This is a genomic window from Ruegeria sp. BH6 (assembly GCF_056538105.1).
Map to the genome: position 1 here is coordinate 189,574 of NZ_JBQFSR010000005.1, position 16,282 is coordinate 205,855.

The window sequence follows — 16,282 nt, forward strand, 5'->3', positions numbered from 1 at the left end:
GCACCCTGCTTCTGGCGCGCGAAACTGGATTGTCGCGGAATTTGATACGCCACCTCTGGACCATTCCAGCCCGCCTCCCTAGCTTGACCAGCAAAGGAGATTTGCATGACCAACCCGATCCTGTCCAACTGGACCACGCCGTTTGAAATCGCTCCGTTCAACGCAATCTCAGACGACGATTTCGCCCCCGCGCTCGAGCAGGCCATGCAGGCGCATAACGCCGAGATCGACGCGATTGCCGACAACCCCGATGCGCCCACCTTTGCCAATACGGTCGAAGCGCTGGAAGCTGCTGGAGAGCAGATGGACAAGGTGTTGTCGGTCTTTTTTACGGTCGCAGGGGCAGACAGCAACCCGGCACGAGAGGAACTGCAACGAGACTTCTCGCCCAAACTTGCGGCGCATTTCTCGGGTATTTCTTCGAATAAGGTTCTTTTTCAACGGCTGGCCGATCTGTGGTCTCGCAAGGAGGATCTGAACCTGACGGATGAACAGGCCCGCGTTCTAATGCTGACCCATCGCGGTTTTGTCCGTGCGGGTGCGGCGCTTGAGGGCGAAAAGGACGCCCGGATGCAGGACATCAAGGCACGGCTGGCCTCGTTGGGAACGTCTTTCACGCAAAACCTTCTGGCCGACGAACGTGATTGGTACATGGAGCTTTCCAAAAACGATCTTGAGGGGTTGCCTGCATTCGTGGTGGATACCGCCCGCGCTGCGGGGCAGGAAAAGGGAGTAAAGGGTCCGGTGGTCACCCTGTCGCGCTCGCTGATTGTGCCGTTCTTGCAATTCTCGCCCAGGCGCGACCTGCGGGAAAAGGCCTATCGGGCCTGGGCGGCGCGTGGTGCTAATGGCGGTGAGACCGACAATCGCAATATCTCAGCTGAAATCCTGCAACTGCGCGAAGAACGCGCCAAGCTGCTGGGCTATGACAGCTTCGCCGGTTTCAAGCTGGAAACTGAAATGGCCCGCACGCCTGACAAGGTGCGCGACCTGCTGATGCAAGTTTGGGGTCCCGCCAAGTCACGCGCCGATGCCGATGCTGAAATCCTGACGCAGATGATGCAGGAGGACGGCGTCAACGGCCCGCTGGAAGCGTGGGACTGGCGCTATTATGCCGAGAAACGCCGCAAGGCCGAGCATGATCTGGATGAGGCCGCGTTGAAGCCTTACCTGCAGTTGGATCGGATGATCGAGGCTGCCTTTGCCTGCGCAAACCGGCTGTTCGGGTTGGAGTTTACGCCACTGGACGTGCCGCTTTATCACGCTGATTGCCGGGCGTGGGAAGTCACGCGCAACGGGCAACATATAGCCGTATTCATAGGCGACTACTTCGCACGGGGGTCTAAACGGTCAGGGGCATGGTGCAGTGCGATGCGGTCGCAGGCCAAGTTCCCCAAAGTGCAGGCGCCGGTCGTGATCAACGTCTGCAACTTTGCCAAGGGCGATCCTGCGTTGTTGTCTTACGACGATGCCCGGACTCTATTCCACGAGTTCGGTCACGCGCTGCATCAGATGCTGTCCGATGTGACCTATGAAAGCATTTCGGGCACCAGCGTGGCGCGGGACTTTGTAGAGTTGCCCAGCCAGCTATATGAACACTGGCTGGAAGTGCCCGAGGTTCTGGCCGAATTTGCCACCCACGCCGAAACCGGCGAAGCGATGCCACAGGAGATGCTGGAAAAAGTGCTCAAGGCCGCCAATTTCGATCAGGGGTTTCAGACGGTGGAATATGTCGCCTCGGCGCTGGTCGATCTGGCGTTCCACGATGGCGATGCCCCGGCTGATCCGATGGCGAAACAGGCTGAGGTTTTGTCCCAGATCGGCATGCCGCAAGCCATTGGGATGCGCCACGCCACCCCGCATTTCGCGCATGTCTTTGCGGGCGATGGCTATAGCGCGGGCTATTACAGCTATATGTGGTCCGAGGTCATGGACGCCGATGCCTTTGCCGCGTTTGAAGAGGCCGGAGGGGCCTTTGACCCGGAACGCGCTAAAGCGTTGGAAGAAAACATCCTGTCCACAGGCGGCTCACGCGAGGCCGAAGAGCTGTACCTCGCCTTTCGGGGTCGGTTGCCGGGGGTTGAGGCCTTGCTAAAAGGGCGCGGCCTGATCGCGGCCTAGTACCCCAGAGACCGATCAACGAGGTGCAGGAAGGGTTTGCCTTCCTCACCTCTGCGGATGTTCTCGCAGATCACTTGCGCTGCCGTTTCGGGCCTGGTTTCCGAGGCGATATGCGGTGTCACCGTCGCGTTCGGATGTGCCCAGTAGGGGTGATCTGCAGGCAGGGGCTCAACCCGAAACACGTCCAGCGTCGCGTGACCGACCTGACCCGTATTCAGTGCCGCCAGCAAGGCATCGTCGTCGATCAACGGGCCCCGACCGGGATTGATAATGCAAGCGCCCTTTGGCAGCAGGGCCAGAGTGTCGGCGTTCAATATATTTACGGTGGCGGGTGTGTCGGGCAGCAACAGAACCACGATCTCGGCCCGCGACAAGGCTGTACGCAGCCCGTCGGGACCATGCAGGCAGGTGATACCGGGGATATCCTTGGCTGTGCGGCTCCAGCCGGTGACATCGAAATTCAGCGCCGCCAGCGCACGCGCCGCGGCCTCGCCCAACGCGCCAAGGCCAAGAACGCAGACCTGACGTCCGGTTGCCAGCGGGGGCGGTGCAGGGGTCCAGACACCATCCTGCACGGTGATGTGCCGATCCATGCCGAGGTGATGGCGCAGCACGTGGCCCACCACCCATTCGGTCATGCCCTGCGTCAGGCCATGATCCACCATCCGCGCCAGCGGCACGGTCAGGGTCGCATTCCCCGCGATTTTTTCTACCCCGGCCCACAGGCTAAGCACGGCCTTCAGCCGGGTGTATGGGGTGAAATCCAGTAACCCACCGCTTGGGGCATAGACAATATAGTCGACTTGATCCGGCTCAAACTCGGTTGCCAGGTGAAAGTCTACCCCGGCCTCGGTCAGGCCTTTGGTCAATAGAGGCTTATAGATCGGCCATTGCGCTGGGCGCGCGGAAAACAGGACGTTCACGGGCATAAGGGGCCTTTCGGATCAGCGGGGGCGGTGGATATGGGCGCTTTGGACGATGCCGAAGGCGGCCATCAGAACCAGCATGGCGGAACCGCCATAGCTGACCATCGGCAACGGCACTCCCACCACCGGGGCAAGGCCCATCACCATCGACATGTTGACAGCAAAGAACAAAAAGAAGTTCAGCGCAATGCCCAGCGTCACCAGTGATGAGAATCGATCTTTTGTCGAGAGCGCGGTGATTAGGCAGAACACCAGGATCAGGCCATACAGGGTCAGTAGGGTGATGCCACCGACAAAGCCGAACTCTTCGGCAAGCGTGGTAAAGATGAAGTCGGTGTGTTTTTCGGGCAAAAAATTCAGACGCGACTGCGTACCCTGCATGAACCCGCGCCCGTTCCATCCCCCCGATCCCAAAGCGATCTTGGACTGGGTGATGTGATACCCTGCGCCCAGCGGATCGGTAGACGGGTCCAGAAACGTGTCGATCCGTCGGAACTGATAATCCTTGAGCAACTGCCACTCGGTCCCGCGGCTGTTGAACACGGTGGCAATCAGGCCGACTACAGCGGCGATGACGGCGGCGAAATAGGCCCAGTGGACTCCAGCCAAAAACATCAGCCCGCCACCAGCCGCCAACAGCAGGATCGAGGTGCCCAGATCGGGCTGTTTCAGAACCATGAACGTGGGGATCAGGATCAACGCCACGGGGATCAGCACCCAAAGCGGGCGTGACGTTTTATGAGATGGCAGCCAGTCGTAATAGGCGGCCAACACCATGACCAGCGCAACTTTCATAACCTCAGACGGTTGCAGCCGCATGAAACCCAGGTCGATCCAACGCTGCGCGCCCATGCCAATAGTGCCAAAAAGTTCAACGAAAACAAGCAAAACGATGGACCCGAGATAGGCCACAACAGACATGTTTCGCCAGAACCAGATCGGCACCAGCGCGATGATGAACATGGCCGTCAGACCCAACCCAAAGCGTTCCATCTGCGGTTCCGCCCAAGGCATCCACGATCCGCCCGCAACCGAATACAGCATCAGGAACCCGGCACTCGCCGTGCTGATCAGCAACAGGGTCAGTGGCCAGTTCATATACAGGAATTTGCGAAACCCCGACGGCGTGGATTTGACGGCATATTCAAGATAGCTCATGCGCGGTCCTTCTCGGTCGGACGCGCTTTGGGGCGGCGGTCGCCCTCAAGCCGTTTTTGTTGTTCCTTGATGCGGTCGCGATCGCCAGCTGGATAAGCCTCAAGCGGCGGTGTGCCGTTGTACAGCGCCTGCAACATGATGTCCCGCGCGACCGGGGCCGCTGCCTTTGACCCGCCGCCGCCATGTTCCACGACCACGGCCACGGCGAATTTCGGATTGTCATAGGGTGCAAAGCTGACGAACAGCGCGTGGTCGCGGCGTTCCCATGGCAGGTCTTCGTTGCGGATCACACCGGCTGCGCGCTCCGCCTTGGTGATGTTGCGCACTTGGCTGGTGCCGGTTTTACCCGCCATGCGCAGGTCATCCGCGATGATACGGCTGCGATAGGCGGTGCCGCCTCGTTCATTCGAAACCGAGAACATGGCCTTGCGGATCCGTTCCAGATTGTTCGGATTGACGGCCAGCGGCTCACCAGCGCCGGAAGGCTGCTCAATCCCGTTCACGGACCGCACCAAACGCGGCTTGACCGCACGCCCTGTCGCAATTCGCGCTGTCATCACGGCAAGTTGCAGGGGGGAGGCCAGCATGAAGCCCTGACCAATAGACGCGTTCGCGGTGTCACCAACCAACCAGCTTTCACCGTGAACACGTTCTTTCCATTCTTGGTTCGGGGCCAGTCCGGCAGCTACGGCCGACATCGGGATATCGTGCTTGACGCCCAGTCCGAAGATGCGGGCCATCTCTGATATATTGTCGATGCCGGTGCGCAGAGCTACGTCATAGTAATAGACATCGCAGCTGCGTTTCAGCGATAGATTGAGATCAACGGTCCCATGCCCACCGCGTTTCCAGCAGTGAAAGCGGCGGCTGCCCACCTTCAGGTGACCGGGGCAGTAGACTGTGTTCGATGGCCCGATCACCCCGGCCTCAAGCGCGGCCATGGCGGTGATCATCTTGAAGGTCGAGCCCGGCGGATAGGTGCCCTGAACCGTCTTGTTGGCCAGCGGGCGGTAATTGTCCTGTGTCAGTGTCCGGTAGTCGCCGACGGAGATACCGCGCACGAACAGGTTCGGATCAAAGCTGGGGGCCGAGCTGATGGCACGGATATCGCCGGTCTCGCAATCGATCACCACGGCGGCGGCGCTTTCCCCGGCCAGACGTGCCTGCGCGTATTGCTGCAGATCCGCATCGACAGAAAGCTGCAAGTCGGCCCCGGTCTCACCTTCTTGCCGGTCCAGTTCGCGCATCACGCGGCCGGTGGCGTTGACCTCGACCCGTTTCGCCCCGGCTTTGCCGCGCAGGGCAATCTCTTGCTTGGCCTCTAGCCCGACCTTGCCGATCTGGAACCGCGGAATTCGTAGGACCGGCTCAGGGTCTTCGATCTGGCTCAGGTCATAATCGCTGACCGGGCCGACATAGCCGACCACATGGGCAAAATCCTCATAGCGCGGGTACTGCCTTGTCTGTCCCACTTCGGGGATCACACCGGGCAGGGCGGGTGCGTTGACGGCAACCTTCGAGATATCCTCCCACGTGACCTGATCGGCCAGCGTGACCGGCAGGAACGGGGCCGAGCGGCGCATTTCGGTCTTGGCGCGTTCAATCTCATCTGCCGTCAGGGGGATCAGTTCTGAAAGCTTGGCGATAACCTGGTCGACGTCACCGGCATCTTCGCGCACCATGACGATACGGTATGAGGGCGAGTTCTGGCCGATGATCTCGCCGTTCCGGTCGTAAATCCGTCCACGGGTTGGCGGGATCAGGCGGATATTGATCCGGTTTTCCTCGGCCAGCAGGCGGTATTCATCGGCCTGATCCACCTGCATATAGCGCATCCGGGCGGCGAGCCCGCCTATGAAGGCGGCCTGTAACCCACCCAAAAGCAATGCTCGACGAGGCAGACGTTTATAGGCAAGGCCCGGGGCTTTGGGTTTGCGCTGTTTCATCCCCGTGCCCCTACGGCATTGGTATTGGCCACGGTTGCGCGCCGCACGCCAAGCGCGTTCTGGCTAAGCAGAACGATCAATGGATAAACCGCAATTGTCAGAACCACTTGTATCACTACAGGCCCCAATGCCGCTTGTTGTACAGAAACAATAGCAAGAATGACACGGTTCAGCATGAAAACTACCGTGATCGCCACCGCAACGGTGGACCATTCGCTAACAAAACCTGAATCCCGCATTCCAAATGCAGCCGAGCGCAGATAAGCCGAGCCCAACACTACGAGCGCGGCCAACAAGCCGGGCGGGCGTTGTAACAACAGATCAGCCATCAGCATGACGAAGGCGATCAGCAGGGTCGGTACAAATTCGGGCCGCCGCAATACCCAGGCAAAAGTCAGTGCGATCAAAAAGTCGGGAAATGGCCAGCGGTCTGGTTTCGTGTCCAGTGGCAGCAAGTGCAGAAATAGCACAAGGGCGGCCAGTATAAGATACAGCCCACGCTTGGACCAAAGCTGTGAGGTTGCGTTATCCATCGCCGACCTCGGACGGGGTCAGGGCGGCCTCGGGGTTTCGTGGACCGACGATATCACCCGTATCGCGGATCTGAGGCGCTGATTGATAGCGCAGCACCCGCAGAAATTCGAGCCGTTCAAAATCTGCTGACAGGCGCACCCGCAGGCGACCGCCGGGATCAGCAGTGATCTGACCGATCAGCAAACCGCCGGGAAACACGCCACCATCGCCCGAGGTTACGACCCGGTCGCCGGGGCGGACCAGCTCTCGGTTCTCCAGAAACTCGACCGCCGGTGCGGATGTGTTGTCGCCGGTGATCAGGGCGGTCTGGCCAGAGGGCTGGATTGTGGCAGGGATCGCGCTGGAGGCATCAGTCATCAGGATCACCCGTGCCGTGTCCGGCCCCACGCCGGAAATGCGCCCGACCACACCAATCCCATCCATTGTGGCCCAGCCATCGGTGATACCGTCGCGCTCCCCCACATTCAGCAGAACCGACTGCCGGAAGGGTGACCCGCTATCGGCCATCACGACCCCGGTGATATAGGTCAGACGGGGATCGAGACGCACGTTGTTCAAATCCAACAGCCGGGCGTTTTCCTGTTCAAGCTGAAGTGCTGCTTCTTTCCAGGCGCGCATCAGGCGCAGCTCGCTGCGCAGCTCCTGGTTCTGTTCGCTCAGGCGTTGGTAACTTTGGAAATCGCGGGCCAGGTTGACCACGGCGGTGACCGGGACCATTGCCCACTCCATCGAGGGCACCACCCGGTCCACGACCTGCGCGCGAAACCGTTCCACGCGCGGGCTGTCGATCCGCCAGACCAGAAAGATGGCAAGCAGGCACAGCACCACAATCCCCAACAGCAGACGGCGCAGGGGGGTGGTGTATTCGTCGCGCTGTGATCGGTCCTTTGCCACAGGTTACCTTCCCGTGCTGCTCTTGCCCGAGTGTTGTCCCTTAAAGGGTGCGCGCCTTAGCTTTCGTAGTCAATCGCGTGGCGCAGCTGTTTTTCATATTCCAACGCCTTGCCGGTGCCCAAAGCCACACAATTCAGGCTTTCATCTGCAATCGACACGGCCAGCCCGGTTTGTTCGCGCAGGGCCAGATCCAGATCGCCCAGCAGCGCGCCACCTCCGGTCAGCATGACGCCTCGGTCCACGATGTCCGCAGCCAGATCGGGCGGAGTGGTTTCCAGCGCGGTCATGACGGCTTCGCAGATCGCCTGAACTGGCTCCGACAATGCCTCGGCCACTTGCGCCTGGCTGATTTCGATTTCCTTCGGCACGCCGTTCAGCAGGTCGCGGCCACGGATATGCATCGACTGACCGCGGCCGTCATCGGGCATACGGGCGGTGCCAATGGTGGTCTTGATCCGCTCGGCGGTCGATTCACCCACAAGCAGGTTCTGCTGGCGGCGCAGATACGAGATGATGGCTTCATCCATCCGGTCTCCGCCCACACGGACTGAACGGGCATAGACGATGTCGCCCAGCGACAGAACAGCCACCTCGGTGGTGCCGCCGCCGATATCAACGACCATGTTGCCGGTCGGGTCAGTAATTGGCATGCCAGCACCGATCGCGGCAGCAATAGGTTCCGCAATCAATCCGGCGCGACGCGCACCTGCGGACAGAACCGACTGACGGATCGCACGCTTTTCAACCGGAGTTGCGCCGTGTGGAACGCAGACGATGATTTTGGGTTTCGAAAAGGTCGAGCGCTTATGCACCTTGCGGATGAAATGTTTGATCATCTCTTCGGCGGTGTCGAAATCGGCAATGACGCCTTCACGCATCGGGCGGATGGCTTCAATCGAACCCGGCGTCCGGCCCAGCATCAGCTTGGCGTCCTCGCCCACGGCCAGCACTTTTTTCACGCCGTCTTTCACGTGGTAGGCGACAACGGACGGTTCCGACAGGATCACGCCGCGTCCTTTGACATAAACCAGCGTGTTCGCTGTCCCAAGGTCGATGGCCATGTCCGCTGTGAACAGGCCGCCTAGATTGCCAAAGATCCCCATGATTCCCCTGATCCTGTATGTCGGTTTTCTACTGCCCGCGACTCGACGGTTCCGGGACGGATGACTTATAGGGTGCCAATACGCCCGGTTAAAGGGCTGATTCCGCGACAATCAGCACCTTTCCGCCTTATTGAGAGGGACTTTAGAAGGCAATATGCTCTCTTATCAACACATTTACCACGCCGGGAATCTGGCTGATGTGCAAAAGCACGCATTATTGGCATGGGTGCTGAATTATTTGACCCGCAAAGACAAGCCGCTGACATACCTTGAAACCCACTCTGGACGGGGACTTTATAAGCTGGATACGGTTGAGGCACTGCGCACGGGCGAGGCGGCGGCGGGTATCGGGCGAGCCCAAAGGGCCGACTGGTTCGATGCGGATCATCCCCTGAGCCGGGCAATTGCGGCGGTTCAGCAGCGACAGGGGAGCGTGACCTATCCCGGTTCTCCGATGATCGCGGCCAGTTTGCTGCGGGATCAGGACAGTTTGCACTTTGCGGAGCTACACCCGCAGGAACACGCGGCTTTGGCTATGGCGATGTCACCCTATGGAGCCAAAGTGTATCAGCAGGATGGGTACGAATTGGCGCAATCCCTGCTGCCGCCGACGCCGCGGCGCGGGATGTTGCTGATCGACCCAAGCTACGAGGTGAAATCGGAATATGATCGTCTGCCCGGCATCATCGCCAAACTGCATCGCAAGTGGAATGTTGGCGTGATTGCCCTGTGGTATCCGCTTCTAACGGATGACCGTCACCGGGCCATGGTTTCGGCGCTGCAGGCGCAGAAACTGCCCAAGGCGTTTTGCCACGAGGTTCGGTTTGATCCGGTGCGAGAAGGGCACCGCATGGTCGGTTCAGGTATGTTTATCGTCAATGCACCATTCGGTCTGGAAAACGAAGCCGCCCGGTTGACTAAGTTGTTCAAGGCGCTCTGAACACAGTCTACAGTCAATTCCAGAATGCTCCCGCCTCGTTTGCCCGCATCAAAGATGCAGCCAACCGAGTTGGGCCCGGCAGCGCGCCTTTGGCGCGCTGCCGGGCCCGAAACCCAAGAAGGTTAGGCGAAGCCGGGCCGCCGCGGATGCGGGAGCCTTTGACCTTTGTCTCTAGGTCAGATCTTTGTAGCTGATCTCGCGCGCGTCGGCACCGGGGCCGGTTTTTTCACGGCGTACTATCAGGCGGTTCAAGGCGTGAAGATAGGCTTTGGCTGAAGCCACCACTGTATCCGTGTTGGCCGATTGGCCCGTTGCGATCATGCCGTCTTCTTCCAGACGCACCGACACTGTGGCCTGGGCATCAGTGCCCGCGGTTACTGCATGCACTTGATACAGCTGAAGATGGGCTTTGTTCGGAAAGATCGCGCGGATAGCCTTGAAGGTCGCATCCACCGGACCGTCACCGTGTTCGGTTGCGATGATGTCCTTGCCGTCCACTTCCAACTCAACCGTCGATTCTGCCTGTCCGCCAGTGCCGCAGGTCACCTTCATCGACACCAATTGCAGATGATCGTCTTCGTCATCCAGCGTCATCAGTGCAATAAGATCGTCGTCAAACACCTCTTTCTTGCGGTCAGCCAAATCCTTGAACCGCACGAAGATATCCTTGAGCTGATTGTCACCAACCTCATAGCCCAGCGTTTCCAGCTTGTCGCGCAACGCTGCACGGCCCGAGTGTTTTCCCAAAGGCAAGGACGTGCCCGAGAGGCCGATATCTTCGGGGCGCATGATCTCAAAGTTTTCGCGGTTCTTCAGCATGCCATCCTGGTGGATACCGCTTTCATGGGCAAAGGCGTTCTTGCCAACGATGGCCTTGTTGAACTGCACGTTGAAGCCCGACACCGTCGCAACGCGTCGCGAGATATGCATGATCTTGGTCGTATCAATGCCGGTGTTCCACGGCATAATGTCGTTGCGGGTGCGCAGCGCCATAACGACCTCTTCCAACGCCGTATTGCCAGCGCGTTCGCCAAGGCCGTTGATCGTGCATTCAATCTGACGTGCCCCGCCCGCGACAGCGGCAAGCGAGTTCGCCGTCGCCATGCCAAGATCGTTGTGGCAGTGGGTGGCAAATACCACCTCATCTGCACCCGGCACCGTCTCGATCAGGCGCTTGATCAGGTCAGCCGATTCCATCGGGGCCGTATAGCCCACAGTGTCTGGGATATTGATCGTCGTGGCGCCGGCCTTGATCGCAATCTCGATCACGCGGCACAGATAGTCCCACTCGGTCCGCGTTGCATCCATCGGCGACCATTGCACGTTTTCACACAGGTTGCGCGCGTGGCTGACAGTCTCGTGGATTTTCTCGGCCATTTCGTCCTGTGTCAGGTTAGGAATGGCGCGGTGCAGTGGTGAGGTGCCGATAAACGTGTGAATTCGGTTCTTTCCGGCGTGCTTGACGGCTTCCCAACAGCGGTCGATATCCGCGAAATTGGCACGCGCCAAGCCGCAGATGCGGCTGTTTTTGGATCGCTCGGCGATCTCGGATACCGCCTTGAAGTCGCCCTCTGACGCGATGGGGAAACCGGCCTCGATGATGTCGACGCCCATTTCATCCAGCAGTTCTGCGATTTCCAGCTTTTCGTCATGGGTCATGGTTGCGCCGGGGCTTTGCTCGCCGTCGCGCAAAGTGGTGTCAAAGATCAAGACGCGGTCTTGGTCGGTCACGTTGGTCATGGGATTCTCTTTCTTCTTCTGTCCTAAAGCCTATGGCGCGCGGGCGTCCTCCTCTGAGCGGGCGCGCCGGATGGCACGCTCAGAGGCGGATTAGGATCAGTAGGCCACGCAGAGACGCACCGCGCAGGGCGGTGTCGGCAAATGGGATATCTGCGCGGTTGATCATGGGGCGGAATTTATACAGAGCCTGCCCAGAATGAAAAGACCCATTTGCGCCTTAACTGCTGTTGCAGGGGTTTCTTTCAAGAGTGGCGTATTGATCCGCGTAACAGGACGTCTAGGTGGTTAGTGATGAAAACAGCGTTGATCATAGGCGCGTCAGGAGGAATCGGTCAGGCGGTATGTCACCGCCTGAGGCGGCAGGGCGTGGCGGTGACCACCTTGTCGCGGTCTACGGACGGGTTTGATTTAACCGATCCCGCCGGTATTGAGAGCGTATTGGGCAATTTGTCCGGCCACTTCGATTTGATCCTCGTCGCCTCGGGCGCGTTAGAAATCAACGGGGCGGCCCCGGAAAAGACAATGCGTGCGGTCACAGCACAGACAATGATGGACCAGTTTGCGTTGAACGCTGTCGGACCTGCGCTGATTCTGGGCCATGCAACACGCCTGCTTCCGCGGGATCGCCGGGCCATTTTTGCTGTGCTATCGGCACGCGTCGGGTCCATCGGGGACAATAGGCTGGGCGGTTGGGTCAGTTATCGCGCAGCAAAAGCCGCGGTGAACCAGATCGTACATACGGGGGCGATCGAACTGCATCGTACCCACCAGCAAGCGATCTGCGTTGCCCTGCATCCCGGCACCGTGAAAACTGAATTCACCCGAAAATACCTGGGACGTCATCCCGCTGTTGCACCGGATGAAGCCGCCGAGAACCTGTTGACCGTGATGGCGCATTTAACCCCAGCCGAAACCGGAGGGTTTTTCGATTGGGCCGGAGACCCCGTGCCGTGGTGATGGTTCAGCCGTCCGAATCGGTGGTGTCTGTTGTATCCGTCTCAGGGGTTGTGCTGTTCGATGTCGCCAATGCACCGTTTTCCCAAACGCCGGTTTCCTCTTCGCCGTTGGCATAGCGCACTGTGCCGTTGCCGTGCCGTTTGGCGTCGACAAAGCTGCCCTCGTAAACATCGCCGCTTGGGTATGTGGCGATCCCGTCACCGGTGATCTTGCCTTCGGTCCATTGGCCAGAATAGCTGAACCCGTTGGCCATGACGATTTCACCTTGCCCATGGCGTTTGCCTGCGTTGAACTCGCCGGAATAGGTGGTGCCATCGGGGTACGTGGACAAGCCCTTGCCCTGACGCAGACCATCGGCCCAATCCCCGTCATAGCTGGACCCGTCAGCAGAAGTCAGAATGCCCTTGCCACTCGGTTTGGCGTTTTTGAACTGTCCTTTGTAGACCGTGCCGTTGGGATAGGTGGAAATACCCTGACCTTCAATCACGCCAGCGATCCAATCGCCATCATAGGTCGAGCCGTCGGGGTAGGTGATCAGGCCCTTGCCCTCGGCCAAATCAGCCTTGAAATCGCCGACATGGACCGAGCCATCCGGATAGGTCATCTCACCTAAACCCTCAAGCAGCCCGTCGGTCCATTCGCCGGTGTATGCAAATCCGTCAGTGCCGGTATAGGCCCCCTGACCATGGCGCAGATCGTTGGCATAGTCGCCTTCGTAGACGTCGCCATTGGCATAAATCATCTTGCCCTTGCCTTGCCGCCGACCCTCGATCAGTTCGCCTTCGTAGACGTCACCGTTGACAAGGGTCATGCGCCCGGAGCCTGTTATGCGGTCTTCGACCCAATCGCCGACGTAAGTCATCCCGTCGGGCAGGGTCAAGCTGCCTTGACCGTGGCGCTGACCATCCTTGATTTCGCCCTCGTAGATACCGCCTTCGGCATAGGTAATCTTGCCACTGCCCTGTTTGACACCATCAACCCAGTCCCCGTCATAGCTAAAGCCGCTGGGGTCCGTCATCACGCCCTTGCCGTGATAACGCGCGTTTTTGAAATTGCCCTCGTAGCGCGCGCCATTGGCATAGATCGCGATGCCAGCGCCATTGAGTGACCCGTCGGCCCATTCGCCGTCATAGCTGCCGCCGTCGGCATAGATGATCTTGCCGCGCCCTTCGGGTTGCCCTTTGACAAACATGCCTTCGTAGATCGAGCCGTTGACATAACGGGCAATCCCCTTGCCCTGAATCTCACCCTCGGCCCATTCGCCGCTATATTCGAACCCGTTAGGCAGGCGATACGTGCCGGTCCCGTGGCGCAGGCCGTTTTCGAACGTGCCTTCATAGACGCCGCCAACTTCATCGTCCGTGGTGATTACCTGACCGTTCTGCGCGGCGGCGCCAGCAGCGATCAGAGCGATTGCTGATGCGGCAATGGAAATGCGAAAAGCGTTCATAATCTGTCCTGCCTGCCCAGTGTTCATCCTTTTACGCAAAACTAAGGTACCGGTGGGGGCAGAGCAACGGGTTTTGCCGCATTTGCCTTTTACTTGCGCAATGATCTGCTAAATGGCTGTAAGACTGACGAGGGCAAGAGGGCACAATGGCCGACCGTTTCCGTATCACTCTGGCGCAACTCAATCCCACTGTGGGGGATATCGACGGTAACGCTGCCAAGGCGTTGGCCGCGTGGAAGCAGGGGCGCGAGGCCGGGGCCGATCTGGTGGCGTTCCCCGAGATGTTCATCACCGGCTACAACACGCAGGACCTGGTGATGAAGCCTGCGTTCCACCGGGCGGCGATGGCGGCGGTCGTGGATCTGGCCAAACAATGCGCCGATGGCCCTGCGGTGGCGATTGGCGGACCTTGGGCAGAAGATGGCAATCTTTTTAACGCTTACCTGATCCTCAAGAACGGGCGGATCAGCAGCAAGTCGTTGAAACATCATTTGCCCAATGAAACCGTATTCGACGAAGTTCGCCTGTACGATGCCGGGCCTTTGGGCGGGCCTTATGCGGTTGGCAACACCCGCATCGGCAGCCCGATCTGCGAAGACAGCTGGCATCCGGACGTGGCCGAAACGCTTGAGGAAACCGGGGCCGAGTTTCTGCTGATCCCCAATGGTTCGCCGTATTTCCGCAACAAATACGACGTGCGCCTGAACCATATGGTGGCCCGCGTGGTCGAGACTGGCCTGCCGCTGATCTATCTGAACATGGTTGGCGGTCAGGACGATCAGGTATTCGACGGGGCCACGTTTGGCCTGAACCCGGGCGGAGAGCTGGCGTTTCGGATGCCTGTCTTTGACGAGGCCGTGACGCAGATCGATCTGGAGCGTGGCGATGATGGCTGGCGCATCGTGCCCGCTGAAATCGTGCCGCAGCCCGACGAATGGGAGCAGGACTATCGCACCATGGTGCAATCCTTGCGCGATTATATGGGCAAGACCGGATTCAAAAAAACGCTGCTGGGTTTGTCGGGCGGTGTTGATTCTGCCTTGGTCGCGGCTATCGCAGTGGATGCCATTGGCGCTGAGAATGTTCGCTGTGTGATGCTGCCTTCGGAATACACCAGTCAGGCGTCGTTGGACGATGCCGAAGCCGTCGCCAAGGCGTTGGGCGTTCACTATGACTATGTGCCGATCTCGGACAGCAGGGCAGCCGTGACCGAGACCTTGGCCCCGCTGTTTACTGGGCGTGATGCGGATTTGACCGAAGAGAACATCCAATCCCGCTTGCGCGGATTGCTGTTGATGGCGATCTCGAACAAGTTTGGTGAGATGCTTTTGACCACAGGCAACAAATCCGAGGTCGCGGTGGGATATGCCACCATCTACGGCGACATGAACGGCGGCTATAACCCGATCAAGGATTTGTACAAAACCCGTGTGTTCGAGACCTGCCGCTGGCGCAATGCAAACCATCGCGACTGGATGATGGGGCCCGCAGGTGTGGTGATCCGCCCTTCGGTCATCGACAAACCGCCCAGTGCCGAACTGCGTGAGGACCAAAAGGACAGTGACAGCCTGCCCGACTATCCGGTTTTGGATGCCCTTCTGAATATTCTGGTCGATCGTGAAGGCTCGATCGCCGATTGTGTCGCTGCCGGATTTGACGAGGCAGACGCGCGGCGGGTCGAGCATCTGATCTATATTAGCGAATACAAACGCTTTCAGTCCGCCCCCGGAACTCGGTTGACACATCGGGCTTTCTGGCTGGATCGCCGCTATCCGATTGTGAATCGCTGGCGGGACAAAGGCTGAACTGCTCTGGAACCAATTAAGGAATAAATGATTGTCTCCTTCGCTAGGCTAGTTTGTCCAGAGAGGTGAGCATTGTTTCAAATTTTCCGATAACACTCTAATTTTCCAGCCTCTCTTGGAATGGATGGCTTGAAATTGAGACATTTTTTTGCCACATTTTAGCTTAATTCACGCCCCATCTGGGGCGGTGTGACCTTATTTCGAAAGTATCGAATTGTGGCGCACTTGGTGTTGGATGTCTGAGTTAACGATTTGGTGTTATTATGTATGAGGGATATGACAAACCGCTTCACCCGCCGTTGAGGTTCAAATCAATGGAGTCCGAGGCGCGGGTTCTGGACGAAGCTAAGTTGGATTCTGCCATCGCGGATCTTCTTCGCGAGGATGAGCCCGAAGACCCCGAGCCTGAGGTGAAATCCACAAAAGCGCCGACCGTCTTTCCTGAACTGCCTCAACAGGCCGAGATGGATGAAGAGGTCGAGACGAAAGACAGCGGGTTGGGGGCGACCCTGCGCCAGAAATTGGCAGAGTTGCGCGGCGCGGCTTAATTTCCAGTTGAAACCGGACGGAATGGCGCGTGTTTTCTCGCGCCTATTGGCGTGTTCGCCACAACTTTTGAAAATCATCACCCCTGGGGCACAAGGCACGTTGCCTGTGCGCTCGCTCTGGGCCTTCATAGCGGTTCGAGCCATGAAATAAGAGCGGTTG

13 protein-coding genes are annotated in these 16,282 nt (G+C 58.9%); 5 read left to right on the top strand and 8 right to left on the bottom strand.

The genetic code is table 11. The features are described from left to right. The first annotated feature begins 105 nt into the window (after nucleotides 1-105). Nucleotides 106-2,121, top strand: a complete 2,016-nt coding sequence (locus ACR0B8_RS12890; RefSeq protein WP_226689339.1) for a M3 family metallopeptidase — start codon at nucleotides 106-108, stop codon at nucleotides 2,119-2,121. On the opposite strand, the gene ACR0B8_RS12895 is transcribed toward ACR0B8_RS12890, so the two are convergent. From ACR0B8_RS12895 to ACR0B8_RS12920, 6 genes are read right to left on the bottom strand one after another with little or no spacing between them, the layout of a single operon-like run. After that, nucleotides 2,118-3,050, bottom strand: coding sequence for a 2-hydroxyacid dehydrogenase (locus ACR0B8_RS12895; RefSeq protein WP_226689340.1), 933 nt, complete (start codon nucleotides 3,048-3,050; stop codon nucleotides 2,118-2,120). The two genes, ACR0B8_RS12890 and ACR0B8_RS12895, sit on opposite strands and share 4 nt — an antisense overlap. A 15-nt stretch (nucleotides 3,051-3,065) precedes the next feature. After that, complete coding sequence (gene rodA, locus ACR0B8_RS12900) at nucleotides 3,066-4,205, bottom strand: rod shape-determining protein RodA (RefSeq protein ID WP_170350566.1); 1,140 nt, start codon at nucleotides 4,203-4,205, stop codon at nucleotides 3,066-3,068. Beyond that, nucleotides 4,202-6,151 (bottom strand): penicillin-binding protein 2, encoded by a 1,950-nt coding sequence (gene mrdA / locus ACR0B8_RS12905; protein ID WP_226689341.1) that lies wholly within the window; start codon nucleotides 6,149-6,151, stop codon nucleotides 4,202-4,204. The genes rodA and mrdA overlap by 4 nt, the downstream gene beginning before the upstream one ends. Next, entirely contained in the window at nucleotides 6,148-6,684 is a 537-nt protein-coding gene (locus tag ACR0B8_RS12910) for a rod shape-determining protein MreD (protein ID WP_226689342.1), read from the bottom strand. Before ACR0B8_RS12910 ends, mrdA begins: the two co-directional genes overlap by 4 nt. Further along, nucleotides 6,677-7,579, bottom strand: a complete 903-nt coding sequence (gene mreC / locus ACR0B8_RS12915) for a rod shape-determining protein MreC (RefSeq protein ID WP_170350563.1) — start codon at nucleotides 7,577-7,579, stop codon at nucleotides 6,677-6,679. Before mreC ends, ACR0B8_RS12910 begins: the two co-directional genes overlap by 8 nt. Before the next feature lie 56 nt (nucleotides 7,580-7,635). Then, the gene (locus ACR0B8_RS12920) at nucleotides 7,636-8,682 is read right to left on the bottom strand and encodes a rod shape-determining protein (RefSeq protein ID WP_008756832.1); all 1,047 of its coding nucleotides are present in this window, start codon (nucleotides 8,680-8,682) and stop codon (nucleotides 7,636-7,638) included. Nucleotides 8,683-8,836: 154 nt separating this feature from the next. Between ACR0B8_RS12920 and ACR0B8_RS12925 the strand changes: the two genes are divergently transcribed. Then, the gene (locus tag ACR0B8_RS12925) at nucleotides 8,837-9,622 is read left to right on the top strand and encodes a 23S rRNA (adenine(2030)-N(6))-methyltransferase RlmJ (protein WP_226689343.1); all 786 of its coding nucleotides are present in this window, start codon (nucleotides 8,837-8,839) and stop codon (nucleotides 9,620-9,622) included. A 171-nt stretch (nucleotides 9,623-9,793) separates the two neighbouring features. Here ACR0B8_RS12925 and ACR0B8_RS12930 read toward each other — a convergent pair whose 3' ends face one another. Then, nucleotides 9,794-11,362: a 2-isopropylmalate synthase gene (locus ACR0B8_RS12930; protein ID WP_170350561.1), complete on the bottom strand. Its 1,569-nt coding sequence runs from the start codon at nucleotides 11,360-11,362 to the stop codon at nucleotides 9,794-9,796. A 291-nt stretch (nucleotides 11,363-11,653) separates the two neighbouring features. Here ACR0B8_RS12930 and ACR0B8_RS12935 point away from each other — a divergent pair, with 291 nt between their 5' ends. Further along, nucleotides 11,654-12,319 carry an SDR family NAD(P)-dependent oxidoreductase gene (locus ACR0B8_RS12935; protein WP_226689344.1) on the top strand — a complete coding sequence of 222 codons (666 nt, stop codon included), beginning with the start codon at nucleotides 11,654-11,656 and terminating at the stop codon, nucleotides 12,317-12,319. A 4-nt stretch (nucleotides 12,320-12,323) separates the two neighbouring features. Here the strand turns inward: ACR0B8_RS12935 and ACR0B8_RS12940 are convergent, their stop codons facing one another. Continuing rightward, nucleotides 12,324-13,769, bottom strand: a complete 1,446-nt coding sequence (locus ACR0B8_RS12940) for an MORN repeat-containing protein (protein WP_170551526.1) — start codon at nucleotides 13,767-13,769, stop codon at nucleotides 12,324-12,326. 146 nt (nucleotides 13,770-13,915) lie between these two features. On the opposite strand from ACR0B8_RS12940, the gene ACR0B8_RS12945 reads away from it, so the two are divergent. Both ACR0B8_RS12945 and ACR0B8_RS12950 read left to right on the top strand, forming a co-directional pair. Then, complete coding sequence (locus ACR0B8_RS12945) at nucleotides 13,916-15,574, top strand: NAD+ synthase (RefSeq protein WP_170361472.1); 1,659 nt, start codon at nucleotides 13,916-13,918, stop codon at nucleotides 15,572-15,574. Nucleotides 15,575-15,888: 314 nt separating this feature from the next. Continuing rightward, nucleotides 15,889-16,122 (top strand): hypothetical protein, encoded by a 234-nt coding sequence (locus ACR0B8_RS12950; protein ID WP_170361474.1) that lies wholly within the window; start codon nucleotides 15,889-15,891, stop codon nucleotides 16,120-16,122. Nucleotides 16,123-16,282: the final 160 nt, after the last annotated feature.

Excerpts from the sequence above, each read along its gene's own strand:
- ACR0B8_RS12890 (WP_226689339.1), top strand. The coding sequence starts at position 106 with ATGACCAACCCGATCCTGTCCAACTGGACCACGCCGTTTGAAATCGCT.
- ACR0B8_RS12895 (WP_226689340.1), bottom strand. The coding sequence starts at position 3,050 with ATGCCCGTGAACGTCCTGTTTTCCGCGCGCCCAGCGCAATGGCCGATC.
- rodA (WP_170350566.1), bottom strand. The coding sequence starts at position 4,205 with ATGAGCTATCTTGAATATGCCGTCAAATCCACGCCGTCGGGGTTTCGC.
- mrdA (WP_226689341.1), bottom strand. The coding sequence starts at position 6,151 with ATGAAACAGCGCAAACCCAAAGCCCCGGGCCTTGCCTATAAACGTCTG.
- ACR0B8_RS12910 (WP_226689342.1), bottom strand. The coding sequence starts at position 6,684 with ATGGATAACGCAACCTCACAGCTTTGGTCCAAGCGTGGGCTGTATCTT.
- ACR0B8_RS12920 (WP_008756832.1), bottom strand. The coding sequence starts at position 8,682 with ATGGGGATCTTTGGCAATCTAGGCGGCCTGTTCACAGCGGACATGGCC.
- ACR0B8_RS12925 (WP_226689343.1), top strand. The coding sequence starts at position 8,837 with ATGCTCTCTTATCAACACATTTACCACGCCGGGAATCTGGCTGATGTG.
- ACR0B8_RS12930 (WP_170350561.1), bottom strand. The coding sequence starts at position 11,362 with ATGACCAACGTGACCGACCAAGACCGCGTCTTGATCTTTGACACCACT.
- ACR0B8_RS12935 (WP_226689344.1), top strand. The coding sequence starts at position 11,654 with ATGAAAACAGCGTTGATCATAGGCGCGTCAGGAGGAATCGGTCAGGCG.
- ACR0B8_RS12940 (WP_170551526.1), bottom strand. The coding sequence starts at position 13,769 with ATGAACGCTTTTCGCATTTCCATTGCCGCATCAGCAATCGCTCTGATC.
- ACR0B8_RS12945 (WP_170361472.1), top strand. The coding sequence starts at position 13,916 with ATGGCCGACCGTTTCCGTATCACTCTGGCGCAACTCAATCCCACTGTG.
- ACR0B8_RS12950 (WP_170361474.1), top strand. The coding sequence starts at position 15,889 with ATGGAGTCCGAGGCGCGGGTTCTGGACGAAGCTAAGTTGGATTCTGCC.